The 15392-nt window shown below is 67.1% G+C and carries 11 protein-coding genes; 3 read left to right on the top strand and 8 right to left on the bottom strand.

Annotated features, from left to right (window positions below; genetic code table 11):
• Positions 1 to 46: 46 nt before the first annotated feature.
• From U8L64_RS18585 to U8L64_RS18565, 5 genes are read right to left on the bottom strand one after another with little or no spacing between them, the layout of a single operon-like run.
• A complete protein-coding gene (locus tag U8L64_RS18585; RefSeq protein ID WP_333398463.1) occupies positions 47 to 1696 on the bottom strand; it encodes a diguanylate cyclase in 1650 nt (549 codons plus the stop codon).
• On the bottom strand, positions 1686 to 2078 hold the full coding sequence (locus U8L64_RS18580; protein ID WP_043295096.1) for a response regulator: 393 nt from the start codon (positions 2076 to 2078) through the stop codon (positions 1686 to 1688). Before U8L64_RS18580 ends, U8L64_RS18585 begins: the two co-directional genes overlap by 11 nt.
• A complete protein-coding gene (locus U8L64_RS18575; RefSeq protein WP_333398462.1) occupies positions 2075 to 4492 on the bottom strand; it encodes an ATP-binding protein in 2418 nt (805 codons plus the stop codon). The genes U8L64_RS18580 and U8L64_RS18575 overlap by 4 nt, the downstream gene beginning before the upstream one ends.
• A gap of 39 nt (positions 4493 to 4531) precedes the next feature.
• Positions 4532 to 4918, bottom strand: a complete 387-nt coding sequence (locus tag U8L64_RS18570; protein WP_043295124.1) for a response regulator — start codon at positions 4916 to 4918, stop codon at positions 4532 to 4534.
• Positions 4915 to 7914, bottom strand: a complete 3000-nt coding sequence (locus U8L64_RS18565) for a PAS domain S-box protein (protein ID WP_442965300.1) — start codon at positions 7912 to 7914, stop codon at positions 4915 to 4917. The genes U8L64_RS18570 and U8L64_RS18565 overlap by 4 nt, the downstream gene beginning before the upstream one ends.
• A 411-nt stretch (positions 7915 to 8325) precedes the next feature.
• Between U8L64_RS18565 and U8L64_RS18560 the strand changes: the two genes are divergently transcribed.
• Complete coding sequence (locus U8L64_RS18560) at positions 8326 to 9324, top strand: GGDEF domain-containing protein (protein ID WP_043295125.1); 999 nt, start codon at positions 8326 to 8328, stop codon at positions 9322 to 9324.
• Positions 9325 to 9346: 22 nt separating this feature from the next.
• On the opposite strand, the gene aguA is transcribed toward U8L64_RS18560, so the two are convergent.
• From aguA to U8L64_RS18545, 3 genes are all read right to left on the bottom strand, one after another.
• Positions 9347 to 10444, bottom strand: a complete 1098-nt coding sequence (aguA, locus tag U8L64_RS18555) for an agmatine deiminase (protein ID WP_333398460.1) — start codon at positions 10442 to 10444, stop codon at positions 9347 to 9349.
• Between the two features lie 93 nt (positions 10445 to 10537).
• Positions 10538 to 11419: an N-carbamoylputrescine amidase gene (aguB, locus tag U8L64_RS18550; protein ID WP_043295128.1), complete on the bottom strand. Its 882-nt coding sequence runs from the start codon at positions 11417 to 11419 to the stop codon at positions 10538 to 10540.
• Between the two features lie 146 nt (positions 11420 to 11565).
• Complete coding sequence (locus U8L64_RS18545) at positions 11566 to 12942, bottom strand: glutamine synthetase family protein (protein ID WP_043295130.1); 1377 nt, start codon at positions 12940 to 12942, stop codon at positions 11566 to 11568.
• Positions 12943 to 13193: 251 nt separating this feature from the next.
• Here U8L64_RS18545 and U8L64_RS18540 point away from each other — a divergent pair, with 251 nt between their 5' ends.
• Together U8L64_RS18540 and U8L64_RS18535 are read left to right on the top strand one after the other, a co-directional pair.
• Positions 13194 to 13940, top strand: coding sequence for a gamma-glutamyl-gamma-aminobutyrate hydrolase family protein (locus U8L64_RS18540; RefSeq protein ID WP_043295132.1), 747 nt, complete (start codon positions 13194 to 13196; stop codon positions 13938 to 13940).
• Positions 13941 to 13975: 35 nt separating this feature from the next.
• The gene (locus tag U8L64_RS18535) at positions 13976 to 15334 is read left to right on the top strand and encodes a glutamine synthetase family protein (RefSeq protein WP_043295134.1); all 1359 of its coding nucleotides are present in this window, start codon (positions 13976 to 13978) and stop codon (positions 15332 to 15334) included.
• The last annotated feature ends 58 nt before the right edge of the window (positions 15335 to 15392 follow it).

The raw sequence follows: 15392 nt of genomic DNA, 5'->3' as shown, positions 1-15392 counted from the left end.
TTCGGGCTATGACGTTGGACTCGCTGCGGCTGCGGTAGTTCGGTGGTCAGCCGGCGCTGGCGATGCGGACCTGGTTGCGGCCGTCGCGCTTGGCGATGTACAGCGCCTGATCGGCCTGTTCGAGCAGCACCGCCGGCGGGGTCTCGCCTTCGGTGGCGCTGATGCCGGCGCTGAGCGAGACGGTGAAGCTGCGCGCGTCGCTGGCGTTGAAGGTCAGCGTGGCAAAGCGCTCGCGGATCTCGTCGAAGATGCGCCGCGCCTCCTCGGCGGTGCATTCGGGCAGCACCGCGACGAATTCCTCGCCGCCGTAGCGGCCGAGGCTGTCGATCCGCCGCAGGCGCTGCCGCAGCAGATTGGCCAGCGCGCGGATGACGCTGTCACCGGCGGCGTGGCCGTAGCGGTCGTTGACCTGCTTGAAGTGGTCGAGGTCGAGCATCACCACGCTGGTCGGCTTGCTGGCCCGGCTGGCGCGCTGCACTTCGATGGCCAGCTGGTCCTTGATGTCGGCGTGCTTGAGCAGGCCGGTCAGGCTGTCGCGCGACAGCGCGGTGCTCAGCGAGCGGGCGCGCTGGGCGTGGGAGTACACCGCGGCGATCAGTTCGCTGTCGCCCAGCGGCTTGCTGAGGAAGTCGTCACCGGCCTTGAGCAGCGCGGCCATCTGCCGGTTGATGTCGGTCTCGGCGGACAGGTAGATGATCGTCACCCGCAGCCATTCGTCGTGCAGGCGAATCATCTGCGCCAGCTCCGGACCGCTGCAGCCGGGCATGTCGACATCCAGCACCAGCACCTCGGGATTGAAGGTGTGCATCAGCTCCAGCACGCGGCGCGGCTCGCTGAGCGTCTGCACCTGCATCTGCGAGTTGCGCAGCACCAGGCCGTAGCGCTCGGCCAGGGCGTGGTCGTCGTCGACGATCAGCACGCGATAGGGTTCGCCCTGCTGGCGGTTCAGGCAGCGCTCCAGGCTGTTCTCCAGCTGGGCAAGGTCCAGCGGCCGCGAGAAGAAGCCCTGGGCGCCGGCGCGCACGGCAGCCAGCTGGCTGGCGAATCCGGCGTTCGAGTGGATCGCCAGCAGCGGCAGCGCGGTGCCCAGGCGCTGTTGCAGCGCGGCGATCGGCAGCAGCTCGTCGTCGCGGCTGACGCTGACGATCAGCGCATCGGGCAGCTGCTGCTCGACGGCCTGCTGCAGCGTGGCGAAATCGCGGCACAGCAGCGTTTCGTAGCCGAAGTTGTCCAGCGTCTGCGCCATGCCGGCACCGGCGACGGCATCGCTTTCCAGCAGATAGATGCGGCAGCCCGGCAGCGGCTCGTCGTGCAGCTCGCTGGGGCCGAGGTCGGACACCGCATGGCCGTCGTGCCAGGCAAATTCGGCGAACTGGCGCACGGCGCGGGCGAACGCACCGAGCGCCTGTGCGCTCGGCTTGCTGCTGTCGAGCCAGCGGTTGGCGCGTTGTTCGAGCACACGGGCGCGCTCGCCGAGCGGGCCGAAGCCGAAGCTGCCTGCCGCGCCGGCCAGCTTGTGCAGCTGCTCGCGGATCCGCCGCACCTGCTCGCGGCGTTGCGCCGGCGTGCCGCTGTGCTGCAGTTCGCCGGCCAGCTCGCCAAGCGCCGGCAGCTCGTGGCGCAGGCGTTCGGCGAACTGCTCGTTCTGCAGTTGCAGCTGGCGCTGCAGTTCGGCGAGTGCGCCCTCAGACAGCATGGTGACGCTCCTCCCAGATGGTGCGCAGTCGGGCGGCCAGCTGCAGCGGGTCGAACGGCTTGTGCAGCACGGCGTGCATGCCCAGCCGGGATAGCTCGTCGTGCTCCTCGAACTGCAGGTTGCCGGTCAGGAACACCACGGGCACGTCGCTCAGGTCGATGCGTTCGGCGAGCTGGCGCAGCAACTCGACGCCGTCCATCTGCGGCAGCATCACGTCGAGCAGGATCAGCTGCGGCGCGAAGGCCTCGACCTGCTCCAGCGCGGCCTGACCGGACGGGCAGCTGAGCACCTCGAAACCGCCGAGCTTCTCCAGCGCGATGCGGGTGATCACCTGGATCGACGGCACGTCCTCGACATGCAGAATGCGTTTGAGCTCTCTCATCGGGCGCCTTCCTCGGCCGTCGCGGGTGGCTCGCAGGGCAGTTCGAACCAGAAACAGGCGCCTTCGCCTTCGACCGAGTCGAAGCCGATGCGTCCGCCCATGTGCTCGATCAGCTCCTTGCTGATCGCCAGGCCCAGGCCGGTGCCGCCCTGCTGGCGACTGTCGGAGGAGTCGGCCTGAGCGAACTTCTGGAACACCCGCTCGCGAAAGCCCGCGGGGATTCCCGGCCCCCGGTCTCGGACGCTGACGCGTACCCGGCCGTCACGTCGTTCGGCACGCAACTCGACGGTTTCGCCGGGCGGGGAGAATTTCGCCGCGTTGGCCAGCAGGTTGCTCAGCACCTGGTGCAGGCGCCGGTCGTCGACGCGCACCCGCAGGGCCTCGCCGGGCTGCAGTTGCAAATGCACGCCGTGGCGTTCGGCGTAGCCGCGATTGCCGCTCAGCGCCTGCTGCAGCAGCGGTTGCAGGGGCTGCAGGCGCGGGACGAAGCGCATCTTGCCGGCGGCCAGCTTGTCCATGTCGAGCAGGTCGTCGATCAGCGCGCCGAGCCGCTGGCTGTTCTGGTAGGCGATGTCCAGCAGCTCGCGCATTTCGCCCGGCACCACGCCCATGACATCGGAGCCGAGCAGCGCCAGCGCGCCGGTGATCGAGGTCAGCGGCGTGCGCAGCTCGTGGCTGACGGTGGAGATGAACTCGCGCTGCAGCCGTTCGATGCGCTTGCGTTCGGTGATGTCGTGCAGTACCGCCACCGCGCCCATCGGCTCGCCGGCGGAGGTGTACAGCGGATCGGCGTTGACCAGCACGTGGCGCGGCGTTTCGCCGGCGATCAGGGTCATTTCCTCGTTGCTAATGCGCTCGCCGTGCAGCGCGCGCCACAGCGGAATCCGCTCGGCCGGCATCGGCGTCACGCCGTCGGGCAGGCACAGCCGGTACTGCGCGCTCCACTCCTCCACGCGGATCGGCAGCACATCGGCGCGGTGCCACTGCTTGGCCTTTTCGTTGAACAGCGTCAGGTTGCCGGCCGCGTCGCAGGCGATGACGGCTTCGGACAGCGCCTCGAGCAGGCGGCGGTTCATTTCCTGCTGCTTGTCCAGCTCGAGCTGCTCGGCCTTGCGCGCGGTGATGTCGGTGACCAGGCCGTGCCAGAGCACCGAGCCGTCGGCCTGCGGCAGCGGCGTGGCGCGCGCTTCGATCCAGATCAGGCCCTTGCGCGGGTGATCGATGCGGTGTTCGGCATGCCAGCTGCTCAGGCTGGAGGTGGCCTGGCGAATGCTGCGCAGCAGTGCCGGACGGTCTGCGAGCGGCACCCGCGCGAAGATCGGCGCGATGCTGGTGCTCAGCTCGGCGGGCGTCAGCGCGTAGATCGCCTCGACACCTTCGCTGACGTAGAGGAAGCGTCCCGGTGCGTTCGGCCGCCACTGGAACTGGAAGAGCATGCCCGGCACCTGCGCGGCGATCTGCTGCAGGCGCAGGCGCAGCTGCTCCTGGTAGGCCAGGTCGTAGGCGCTGATCAGGTAGCCGCGCGGCGCGTCCTGTTCGTCGCGGATCGGTGCGACGCTGAGCAGCACCGGCACTTCGGCGCCGTTGCGATGGCGCAGCTGCCAGCGCGACATTTCCCGCCGGCAGTTGGGCAGCGGCGTGGTGAGCGCGGCGAAGTCGCTGTCCAGCGAGCGGCCCAGTTCGGCGCTCAGCACCGCGGCGTGCCGCTGCAGCGCGCGCGGGTCGAACAGCCCGACCAGCGGCTGGCCGAGCAGCTCCTGCTGGCTGAAACCGAGCAGCCGCTCGGCGGTGGGGGTGAGGCTGGCGATATGGCCGTCGATGTCGGTGACCAGCACCGCCGAGGTGGCGCTGTCGAGCATTGCCTGCTGCAGCGCGGCCTGTTCGGCGTGGCGGTGTGCCAGCAGGCGCGTCTCGAACAGGCGCATGACCTGGCGGCTCAGACGCGCCAGGGTGTCGCGCTGCTCGGCGTCGAGCTGGCGCGGCTGGCGGTCGATGACGCAGAGCGTGCCGAGCTGGTAGCCATCCGGGGTGCTCAGCGGCGCGCCGGCGTAGAAGCGGATGTGCGGGTCGCCGGTGACCAGCGGGTTGTCGGCAAAGCGTGGGTCCTGCTGCGCATCGGCAACTTCGAAGATGCCGCTGCCGGCGATGGTGTGGGTGCAGAAGGAGATTTCCCGCGGGGTTTCGCTGACCCCCAGACCCACGCGGCTCTTGAACCACTGGCGGTGCTCGTCGACCAGCGAGATCAGCGCGATCGGCGTACCGCACAGGCGCGCGGCGAGCACGGTGAAGTCATCGAACTGGTCTTCCTCGGGCGTATCGAGGATTTCGTAGCGCAGCAGCGCCGCCAGCCGCGACAGCTCGCGGGGCGCGGAGGGCGCCGGGGGTGACGCTGGGCTCGGTGGCGTTGACTGCATGGAAGCCTGCACGGGTCATGAATCGGGGTGACTAGCGCTCTAGTATCGGCCAGCCGCCCAGATGCTGCGAATCTGATCGGCCAGGCGCATCGGATCGAACGGTTTGATGATCACGTCGCGGGCGCCGAGGCTGCGCAGGTGTTCGATCTCGCGCGGCTGCACCTTGGCGGTCATGAAAGCTACCGGCACCTGCGCCAGATCGATGCGCTCGCTCAGGCACCGCAGCGTCTGCGGGCCGTCCATGCCCGGCATCATAACGTCCAGCAGGATGAAGTCGGGGGCGAAGGTCTCGACTTCGTCCAGTGCCTGCGCGCCCGAGGCGCAGGAGAGCACCTGAAAGCCGCCAACCACTTCGAGCGCCAGGCGGGCCACGGCCTGGATGGACGGATCGTCCTCGACGTGGAGGATGCGTCGTAGCTCACTCATGCGATGTTCTCCGGTGGTTGCCAATCGGGTTCATTGCGGCGCTCGAACGGTGCAGGCGTGGCGACGGGCAGTTCGAACCAGAAGCAGGCACCCTGGCCGGCCACGGAGTCGAAACCGATGCGTCCGCCCATGTGCTCGATCAGCTCCTTGCTGATCGCCAGGCCCAGGCCGGTGCCACCCTTCTGCCGGGTGTCGGACGAGTCGGCCTGGGAAAACTTCTCGAAGATCCGCGCGCGAAACGCCTCCGGCACGCCGGGGCCCTGGTCGCGCACGCCGACCCAGACCTGCCCGCCGCGCTGTTCGATGCTCAGTTCGACCACACCTTCGACCGGCGAGAACTTGATGGCGTTGGTCAGCAGGTTGGCCAGCACCTGCTGCAGGCGATCGTCGTCGACGTTGACCAGCGGGTCCGCCTCGCCGCGCAGGACCAGCCGCACGCGCTGCTGCCCGGCATAGCCGCGGTTGCTGGCCAGCGCCTGCTCCAGCAGCGGGCGCAGCGGCTGTACGCGCAGGGCGAAGGTCATCTTGCCGGCGACCAGCTTATCCATGTCCAGCAGGTCGTCGATCAGCCGACCCAGGCGCAGGCTGTTCTGCTGGGCGATGGCGAGCATGTCGCGCATCGGCGTCGGCGTCTCGCCGAGCGCGCCGCCGGTGATCAGCCCGAGTGCGCCGGCGATGGAGGTCAGCGGCGTGCGCAGTTCGTGGCTAACGATGGAGACCAGCTCGCTCTTCAGCCGTTCGATGCGCTTGCGCTCGGTGATGTCGCGCACCAGGCCGATGAACTTGCATTCGCCGTGGTGGGTGATCTGCGACACGCGCAGTTCGATGGTGAAGGTTTCGCCATTGCTGCGCAGCGCGGTCAGCTCGCGGTTCTGCTCCAGCGCGCGGGGGATGCCGCGCCGGGCGTAGGTGTCGAGGTAGCCGTCATGCGCCGAGCGATCGGGCTCGGGCATCAGCATCGACAGGTTGCGCCCGAGCACCTGCGCGGCGCTGTAGCCGAACACGGTCTCGGCGGCGTGGTTGAAGGTTTCGATGATGCCGCGCTGGTCGATGATGATGATCGCGTCGATGACGTTGGCGATCAGCATGCTCAGGTAGCGCTCGCGCTCCTGCATGTCCTGCTGGGCGCGGCGGTGCGCGGTGATGTCCCAGATGAAACCTTCGCACCATGCCTCGCCGCTGTCGGCGTCGTGCAGCAGCCGGCCGCGTTCGCGCAGCCAGAGCCCGCGGCCGCTGGCGTCGCGGATGCGGTAGGTGAGTTCGTAGACGTCCTGCCCCGCCGGGCGCCGCGCCTGTGGCAGATCGTCGGGATGGACCAGGCTCAAATAGCTGCGCGCGCGCTCGCCGATCAGGTCGTCCGCCCGGTAGCCGGTCAGGCGTTCGATGCCCTCGCTCAGGTAGTGCATGCGGCGTTCGGCATCGTCGCTGCAACGATAGACCGCGCCAGGCAGGTTGCTGACCATGCCGCGATAGCGACTCTCGCTTTGCTGTAGCGCGCGGGTGGCCTGCATCAGCTCGGTGATCTCGGTGACGACGCCGTGCCAGAGCACCGAGCCGTCGGCGAGATTCTCGGCGCTGGCGCGACCCTCCAGCCAGAGGGTGCCGCGCTGTGGGTTGTCGAGGCGAAATTCGGTGGCTGCGCTGCCTTCGCGGATCGCGCGGGTCAGCGTGTGGCGCATGCGCGGCAGGTCGTCGGGGTGCACGCTGCGCATCGCCAGGCGTGGATCGCCGGTCAGCTCGGTGGCGTTCCGGCCATACAGCGCGCTGGCGCCTTCGCTGATATAGAGGAATGCGTAGCGGCCGTCGGCGTAGCGCTTGAGCTGGAAAACCATGCCCGGCAGCAGGCTGGCGATCTTCTGCGCGCGTTCGAGCATGCGCTGGTGGTTGCGCGCCTGCTGCTGCTGGCTGAGGCGGTGCTGTTCCTGGACGATCAGGCGCCGTTGCAGCAGGAACACCAGCAGCCACAGCAGCAGCTCGGCGATCAGCCAGGCCATGCCCCATTTCAGCAGTACCAGCTCCTCGGCCCGCGCGCGCTCGGCGACCAGTGCGCTGATGTCGCGCCAGACCAGCGCGGCGGCCACGGGCGCGCGCGCCGCCTGCTGCTGCCGGGTATCGTGCAGCGGAATCTGGTTGACCAGAAAGCTGCGCCCGTCCGCCTCCAGCACGCGCTGCGCCATGCCGCTCGCCGGTGCCGGCAGCAGCTCCCGCTGCGCCCATTGCAGCACCTGCGTGGCCGAGTGGCCGACGAGCAGCCAGTCGCCGTTACGGCCCAGCTGCGCGCCGACCGGAGGCGGCACCTGTGCGGCGAGCAAGGCCTTGCGGTCGACGATCAGTGCCAGCCCGGCGCGTAGTTGCTCGCCCAGCTCGTCCAGCCGGGGCAGGGCGTCGAAGCCGACCTCCAGTGCGCCGATGACCTCGCCGGCGGCGTCACCCTCGCCGCGCAGCGGCACGATGCTGCGGTTGCTGGCGCCGTGGCGGCCGATGTCGAGGCCGACCTGGCTGCGCCCTTCACGCAGCGCCGCGGCGAGCAGCGGGCGCTGCGCGGCCTGCGGATCGCCATAGGCATCGGGGCGCTGCATGCGCAGCACGTTGTAGCCCTCGGCGCCCCAGAACAGCTGCAATTGCAAGCCCTGCTGAGTCTGCATGGCCTGCCACGCCGGCAGCAGGTACTCGCTCAGCTGCAGCCGCAGCAGGCGTACCCGCGAGTCGCTCCAGGGCGTGCCGGCGCGCAGCAGCGGGTCGAGCTGGCGCATCGCCGCGAGCACCCGTGGGTCATCCGCCAGCGTGGCGGCGAGGGTCTGCGCCTGGCGTTCCTGGCCGCGCTGAGCGCTCTGCAGGGCGAGGCTCTGCAGGTTGCCGTGGTTGCTGACTTCCAGTTTCCAGAGTGCCGCGCGGCCGAAATGGTCGTTGAGTGCCAGTGCGCCGAACAGCAGCGCCAGCAGCAGACTGCCGAGGCCGAACAACCGCCGGGGCTTGGGCAGACGCAGAAAGGTCATGCGCATGGCGCGCTCCGGCGGCAGCGGTGTGCGGCCACACGGTACACGGGAGGAGAAACGTCAGATCGATGCTGCATCGCCGGCAGATTCCAGAAACAACGGGTGATGGCGTACTGACATCATGAGGGCGCGAATTGTAGACCAACTCGTGCGGCGGTTTGCAGGGGCCGGCGCCAACATGTCGTTCATCACAACCGAAGGGCGACGGAAAATCAGCTGTCAGGCGACGGTCGGTCTTGTCTGCGGCATGTGCGAGATACGCCACCCGAACAGCCCGCTCACGACCTTTCGGACGGCACAAGCGACCGTTGGGTGCTGCCCCGGAACTTTGTCGGTTGCCGACTCTCTGAACAGCTTCTTGAATCATTGAAGCTGCTGCGGCAGACGGTTGCGGCGGGTCGGGACGAGCACATGCAGTTGGCGAGCAAGCGAAGCGAAAAGGGGATAGGGATGCTGCCGGGCGTAGATGCGCAGACGCTGATGGCGCTGATGCATGCGCGCGGCGAGGTGGCGCGCCTGAGTGCGCGCGATCAGCTGTTCAGCACCCTGCTCGGCGGCGTCAACGCCGTGCTCTGGGCGTTCGACTGGCAGGCGCAGCGGATGGTTTACGTCAGCCCGGCCTACGAGCAGATCTTCGGTCGCTCGGCGGCGCTGCTGCTGGCCGACTACGGCGAGTGGCGCAACAGCATCTACCCGGACGACCTGGACTATGCGCAGAAGAGCCTGCTCGAAGTGCTCGACGAGGGTGCCGTGGAAACCCGCGAGTACCGCATCATCCGCGGCGACGGCCAGCTGCGCTGGTTGAGCGACAAGTGTTTCCTCGGTCGGCGTGCCGAGAATGGCCAGGGACCGATCATCGTCGGCATCGCCGAGGACATCACCGAGAAGAAACAGCTCGAAGGCGAACTGCAGCGCCTGGCGACCACCGACGTGCTGACCCAGAGCAGCAATCGCCGGCACTTCTTCGACTGCGCCCAGCGCGAATTCGAGCATGCCCAGCAGTTCGCTTCGCCACTGGCGTTCCTGCTGCTGGATATCGATGACTTCAAGCGCATCAATGACACTCACGGCCATCCGATCGGCGACCAGGTGTTGCAGCGCGTGGCACAGTGCGGCGCCTCGGTGCTGCGCCGCGGTGACGTGTTCGGTCGCATCGGCGGTGAGGAATTTGCCGCGGTGCTGCCCGGCTGCCAGCCGGACCTGGCCGAACAGATCGCCCAGCGCCTGCAGCGCGAGATCCAGCGCCTGTCGTTCAGCCTGCCGAACGGGACGCGCTTCAGCGTCACCGCGAGCTTTGGTCTGACCTACCTGCGGGCCGACGACGCCGAACTGGCGTCGGTTTTCGCCCGCGCCGACGCCGCGATGTACAAGGCCAAGCGGCTGGGCAAGAACCAGGTCATCGTCGCCTAGCCGGCGCGAACCTTGCCGCGACCTACGGTTGCGGCTGCTGCTGGGTAATGCAGTGGATGTTGCCGCCGCCCAGCAGAATTTCCCGCCCCGGCACCATCACCACCTCACGCTCGGGAAACAGCCTGCGCAGAATGGCCTCGGCCTCGCTGTCGTGCGGGTCGTCGAAGCTCGGCGCGACGATGCCGCCGTTGACGATGAGGAAGTTCACGTAGCTGCCGGCCAGACGGATCGTTGCTGCACGCGTCTGGCTGCCTTCCGCCGGCTGCACGCCAGCGCATTCTTCCTCGGTCGCATACAGCGGGCCGGGAATCGGCATCTTGTGCACCTTGAGCGCGCGACCGCGGGCGTCGCGGGCCTGGTCGAGGCAGCGCAGCGCCTGCTGGCAGCGCTCGAAGTTGGGGTCGTTGACATCGTCGGTCCAAGCCAGCAATACCTCGCCGGGCCGCACGAAGCAGCAGAAGTTGTCGACGTGGCCGTCGGTTTCGTCGTTGTACAGGCCCCACGGCAGCCAGATCACCTTGTCGATGGCCAGGTGCTCGGCGAGCACCGCCTCGATTTCCTCGCGTGACAGCTGCGGGTTGCGGTTGCGGTTGAGCAGGCATTCCTCGGTGGTGATCAGCGTGCCCTCGCCGTCGACGTGGATCGAGCCGCCCTCGAGCACGAAGCCTGCGGTGCGGTAGCGCTGGCAGCGTTCGAGCTCGAGGATCTTCTGCGCCACCTCGTCATCGCGCTGCCAGTCGGCATACAGCCCGCCATCCTCGCCACCCCAGGCGTTGAAGCTCCAGTCGACGCCGCGCAGGCCGCCCTTGCCATCGATGACGAAGGTCGGCCCGGTGTCACGCACCCAGGCGTCGTCGCTGCTGATTTCCACCACGCGGATGCGCGGATCGTCGAGCTGCTCGCGGGCGGTTACGTATTGCGCGGCCGAGGCGCACACCGTCACCGGCTCGAAGCGGGCGATGGCCTTGGCGACAGCGGTGAAGGCTGCTTGAGCCGGTGACGCGTTGTCCCGCCAGTTGTCCGGGCGTTCCGGCCAGATCATCCAGGTCTGGCTGTGCGGCGCCCATTCGGCGGGCATGTGGAAGCCGTCTTGGCGCGGCGTGGAGCTGAGGATGGTCATCGCGATCTCTCTCGTAGGGTGGAAAACCGCGCAGCGTTTTCCACCGAGGGTACAACCGGTGGAAAAGGCCGTTGGCCGTTTTCCACCCTGCGTTCATTCCGACGGCGTCTGGCCGTCGAGGGTGCGGATCGGGCCGTAGAGGTTCGGCCGGCGGTCGCGGAACACGCCCCAGGCGCTGCGGATATGCTCCAGCTGATCGAGATCGAACGAGTGCACCAGCACGCCCTCGCTGGTCTCATCCATTTCTTCGACCTTGGCGCCGAACTGGTCGGCGATGAACGACGAGCCGTAGAAGGTGATGTCGTAGCCGTCCTGCTCCTCTTTACCGACGCGGTTGCTGGCGATCAGCGGCATCAGGTTGGCTCCGGCGTGACCCTGCTGCACGCGCTGCCAGTGGTCGCGCGAGGTGATGTTCGGATCGTGCGGTTCGCTGCCGATGGCGGTGGGGTAGAACAGCAGTTCGGCGCCCATCAGCGCCATGCTGCGGGCGGTCTCGGGGAACCACTGGTCCCAGCAGATGGCCACGCCGATGCGCGCATAGCGGGTCTGCCAGACCTTGAAGCCGCTGTCGCCGGGGTTGAAGTAGTACTTCTCGTGGTAACCGGGGCCGTCCGGGATGTGGCTCTTGCGGTAGACGCCGAGCAGCGTGCCGTCGGCGTCGATGATGGCGATGGAGTTGAAGCGCGCGCGCCCGGCCAGTTCGAAGAAGCTGATCGGCAGCACCACCTTGAGCTCGGCGGCGACCTTCTGGAAATGCCGGATCGCCGGGTTGTCCTCGACCGAGGTGGCCAGCTGCAGATACTCGGGGTTGGGCTTCTGGCAGAAGTAGGGGGTCTCGAACAGTTCCTGAATCAGGATGATCTGCGCGCCCTTGGCGGCGGCTTCGCGCACCAGCTTCTCGGCGTTGGCGATGTTCGCCTGGCGATCCCAGGAGCAAGCCATCTGGGTGGCGGCGACAGTGACGGTACGGGACATGGGCTGGCCTCGCGGAAATAATGATGGTTCGGTCAGGAATGGAGTGATTCTAGGCGAGATTGTTCGGCGCCGGGCAGGGGGCGGCCGCTCGCGGCGCGGCGCCGCGCTGCGCGCCCGCTCGGGCGCGCGGCAGCGGGGCCGGTGGGTCAGACGGTATGCAGGTACCAGTTGTATTCGAGGTCGGAGATCGAATGCTCGAACTCGGCCAGTTCGCTTTCCTTGCAGGCGACGAAGATGTCGATGTAATCGGGGCTGATGTAGCGCGCCATGATCTCGCTGTCGTCGAGCTGGCGCAGCGCGTCGCGCAAGTTGGACGGCAGGCTCGGTTCCACCTGTTCGTAGGAGTTGCCCTCGATCGGCGCATTCGGCTCGATGCGGTTGGTCAGCCCGTGGTGGATGCCGGCCAGCACCGCCGCCAGCAGCAGGTAGGGGTTGGCATCGGCGCCGGCGACGCGGTGTTCGATACGCACGGCGTCCGGGCTGTCGGTCGGCACGCGCAGCGCCACGGTGCGGTTGTCCAGGCCCCAGCAGGGTGCATTGGGCACGTAGAACTGTGCGCCGAAGCGGCGGTAGGAGTTGACGTTGGGGCAGAGGAAGGCCATCGATGCGGCCATCGTCTCCTGCACACCGCCGATGGCGTGGCGCAGGGCCTGGCTCTCCAGCGGGTTGTCGGTAGCGAAGATATTGTTACCGTCCTTGTCCAGCAGCGAGATGTGCACGTGCAGCCCGTTGCCGGCCTGGCCCGGATAGGGCTTGGCCATGAAGGTGGTGTCCATCTCGTGGTCGTAGGCGATGTTCTTGATCAGCCGCTTGAGCAGCACCGCGTAGTCGCACGCCTTGATCGGATCGGCGACATGATGGAGGTTGACCTCGAACTGCGCCGGGGCGCTCTCCTTGACGATGGCGTCGGCCGGAATGCCCTGCTCCTTGGCGCCTTCGAGAATGTCCTGCAGACAGTCGACGTACTCGTCGAGGTCGTCGATCAGGTAGACCTGGGTCGACTGCGGGCGCTTGCCGGAGATCGGCGAGCGCGGCGGTTGTGGTCGGCCGTTCACGTTCTCCTGATCGATCAGGTAGAACTCCAGCTCGAAGGCGGCGCAGATGGTCAGGCCCAGTTCGTCGAAGCGGCTCACCACCTGGCGCAGTACCTCGCGCGGGTCGGCGAAGAACGGCTCGCCATCACGCTCGTGCATGGTCATCAGCAGCTGTGCGGTGGGGCGGCGCTGCCAGGGTTCGCGACTGAGTGTGTTGGGAATGGGGAAACAGGTGCGGTCCGAGTCGCCGATGTCCATGCCCAGACCGGAGCTTTCCACGGTGATGCCGTTGATATCCAGGGCAAACAGCGAGGCGGGCAGGTTGATGCCTTTCTCGTACACCTTGTGCAGGCTGGCGCGTTCGATGCGCTTGCCACGCACGACGCCATTCATGTCTGCAATGAGGAGGTCGATGTAGAGCACCTCCGGGTGTTCCTTGAGAAACGCGTTCGCTTCGTTGAGCTGAACGGCACGCGGCGGGGGAAGCATGATGAAGCACCTTAATTGTTAAAAATTTCAATCATCAGACTGCTCGGTTAGGAGTCAATCCGAAAGCCTGAAGCCTGTCAATAGCCCTCCGGGACGCCCCATGATGGCCCAGAGTGGGCACTTGCGGGGCATTTTCGTCTCCGACGTGCGATGTGGAAAAAACCACGAGATCGCCGCTCCGTTCGGCTATTGTCTATAAAAATGAACAAGACTACTCTCCGGTAAGCCATCAACCGGAAGACGAGCATCCCATGTCGCGCAAGCCCCTGATCGGCGTTTCCGCCTGCACCCGCATGATCGGCCAGCACGGTTTTCATATTGCCGGCGACAAGTACTTGCGCGCCGCCGCGGTCGCCGGTGTGCCGCTGATCATCCCCGCCCTGGATGAACTGATCGATCAGGCCACGCTGCTGGAAAGCCTTGATGGCCTGCTGTTCACCGGCTCGCCGTCGAACGTCGAGCCGCAGCATTACGCCGGGCCGCAGAGCGCGCCGGGCACCCCGCACGATCCGCCGCGCGACCGCCTGACCCTGCCGCTGATCCGCGCGGCCGTGCATGCGGGTATTCCGGTGTTCGGCATCTGTCGCGGCTTCCAGGAAATGAATGTGGCCTTCGGTGGCAGCCTGTTGCAAAAAGTGCACGAGGTGGAGCCCTACCAGGACCACCGCGAGAACCCCGAGGCGCCGCTCGACGACCAGTACGGCCTCAGTCACGACCTGCACGTACAACCTGGCGGCCTGCTCGAGCGTCTCGGCTTGCCGGCGCTGGTGCGCGTCAATTCGGTGCATGGCCAGGGCGTCGAACGTCTGGGCGAGGGCCTGCGCATCGAGGCGCTGGCGCCGGACGGTCTGATCGAGGCGTTCTCGGTGGAGGATGCCCGCAGTTTCGCCCTCGGCGTACAGTGGCATCCGGAATGGAAGGTGCACGAGCACCCGCATTACCTGGCGTTGTTCCAGGGCTTCGCCGAAGCCTGTCGGGAACGCGCGAGACAGCGCTGATCGGACGCGGCGCCAACACTCAACCCGAGGTCATCATGACTACCCAGCTCGACCAGCTCACCAGCTGGCTCAAAGAACGCAAGATCACTGAAGTGGAATGCCTGATCAGCGACCTGACCGGCATCGCCCGCGGCAAGATCTCCCCGACCAGCAAGTTCCTCGGCGAGAAGGGCATGCGCCTGCCCGAAAGCGTGCTGCTGCAGACTGTCACCGGCGACTACGTCGAGGATGACATCTATTACGAACTGCTCGATCCGGCGGACATCGACATGTTCTGCCGGCCCGATCCCAATGCGGTGTTTCTCGTGCCCTGGGCCATCGAACCCACTGCCCAGGTGATCCACGACACCTACGACAAGATGGGCAACCCCATCGAGCTGTCGCCGCGCAACATCCTGAAGCGCGTATTGAAGCTGTACGCCGATCGCGGCTGGCAGCCCATCGTCGCGCCGGAAATGGAGTTCTACCTGACCAGTCGCTGCGAGGACCCCGACCTGCCGTTCCAGCCGCCGATCGGCCGTTCCGGGCGCCAGGAGACTGGCCGCCAGTCGTTCTCCATCGATGCGGCCAACGAATTCGACCCGCTGTTCGAGGACATGTACGACTGGTGCGAAGCGCAGGGCCTGGACCTGGACACGCTGATCCACGAGGAAGGCACCGCGCAGATGGAGATCAACTTCCGTCATGGCGAGGCGCTGCATCTGGCCGACCAGATTTTGGTGTTCAAGCGCACCATGCGCGAGGCCGCGCTCAAGCACAACGTGGCGGCCACCTTCATGGCCAAGCCGATGACCGGCGAGCCGGGCAGCGCCATGCATCTGCACCAGAGCGTGGTGGACCTGGAGAGCGGGCGCAACGTGTTCTCCAATCCCGACGGCTCGATGAGCCAGCTGTTCCTGCACCACGTCGGCGGCCTGCAGAAGTACATCCCCGAGCTGCTGCCGCTATTCGCACCCAACGTCAACTCGTTCCGCCGCTTCCTGCCCGATACCTCGGCGCCGGTGAACGTCGAGTGGGGCGAGGAGAACCGTACCGTCGGCCTGCGCGTGCCGGATTCCGACCCGCAGAACCGTCGTCTGGAAAACCGCCTGCCGGGCGCCGACGCCAATCCCTACCTGGCCATCGCTGCCAGCCTGCTGTGCGGCTACATCGGTATGGTCGAGGGCATCAACCCGAGCCCGCCGGTCAAGGGGCGCGGCTACGAGCGCCGCAACCTGCGTCTGCCGCTGACCCTGGAAGCGGCGCTGGAACGCATGGAGAACTGCCGCGAGCTGCGCAAGTACCTGAGCCCGAAGTTCATCACCGGCTACGTCGCGGTCAAGCGCACCGAGCAGGAGAACTATCACCGGGTCATCAGCTCCTGGGAGCGCGAGTTCCTGATGCTTTCGGTGTAACGAACAGCCGTAGGGGTGGATGACGCGGTGCTCATCCACCGACCACTCACATAGGCAA

The sequence above is a fragment of the Pseudomonas sp. FIP_A4 genome, from assembly GCF_036701605.1.
Classification (GTDB): Bacteria; Pseudomonadota; Gammaproteobacteria; order Pseudomonadales; family Pseudomonadaceae; genus Stutzerimonas; species Stutzerimonas phenolilytica.
The sequence above is the reverse complement of the archived record's forward strand: the minus strand, read 5'-3'. Positions and strand labels throughout refer to the sequence as shown.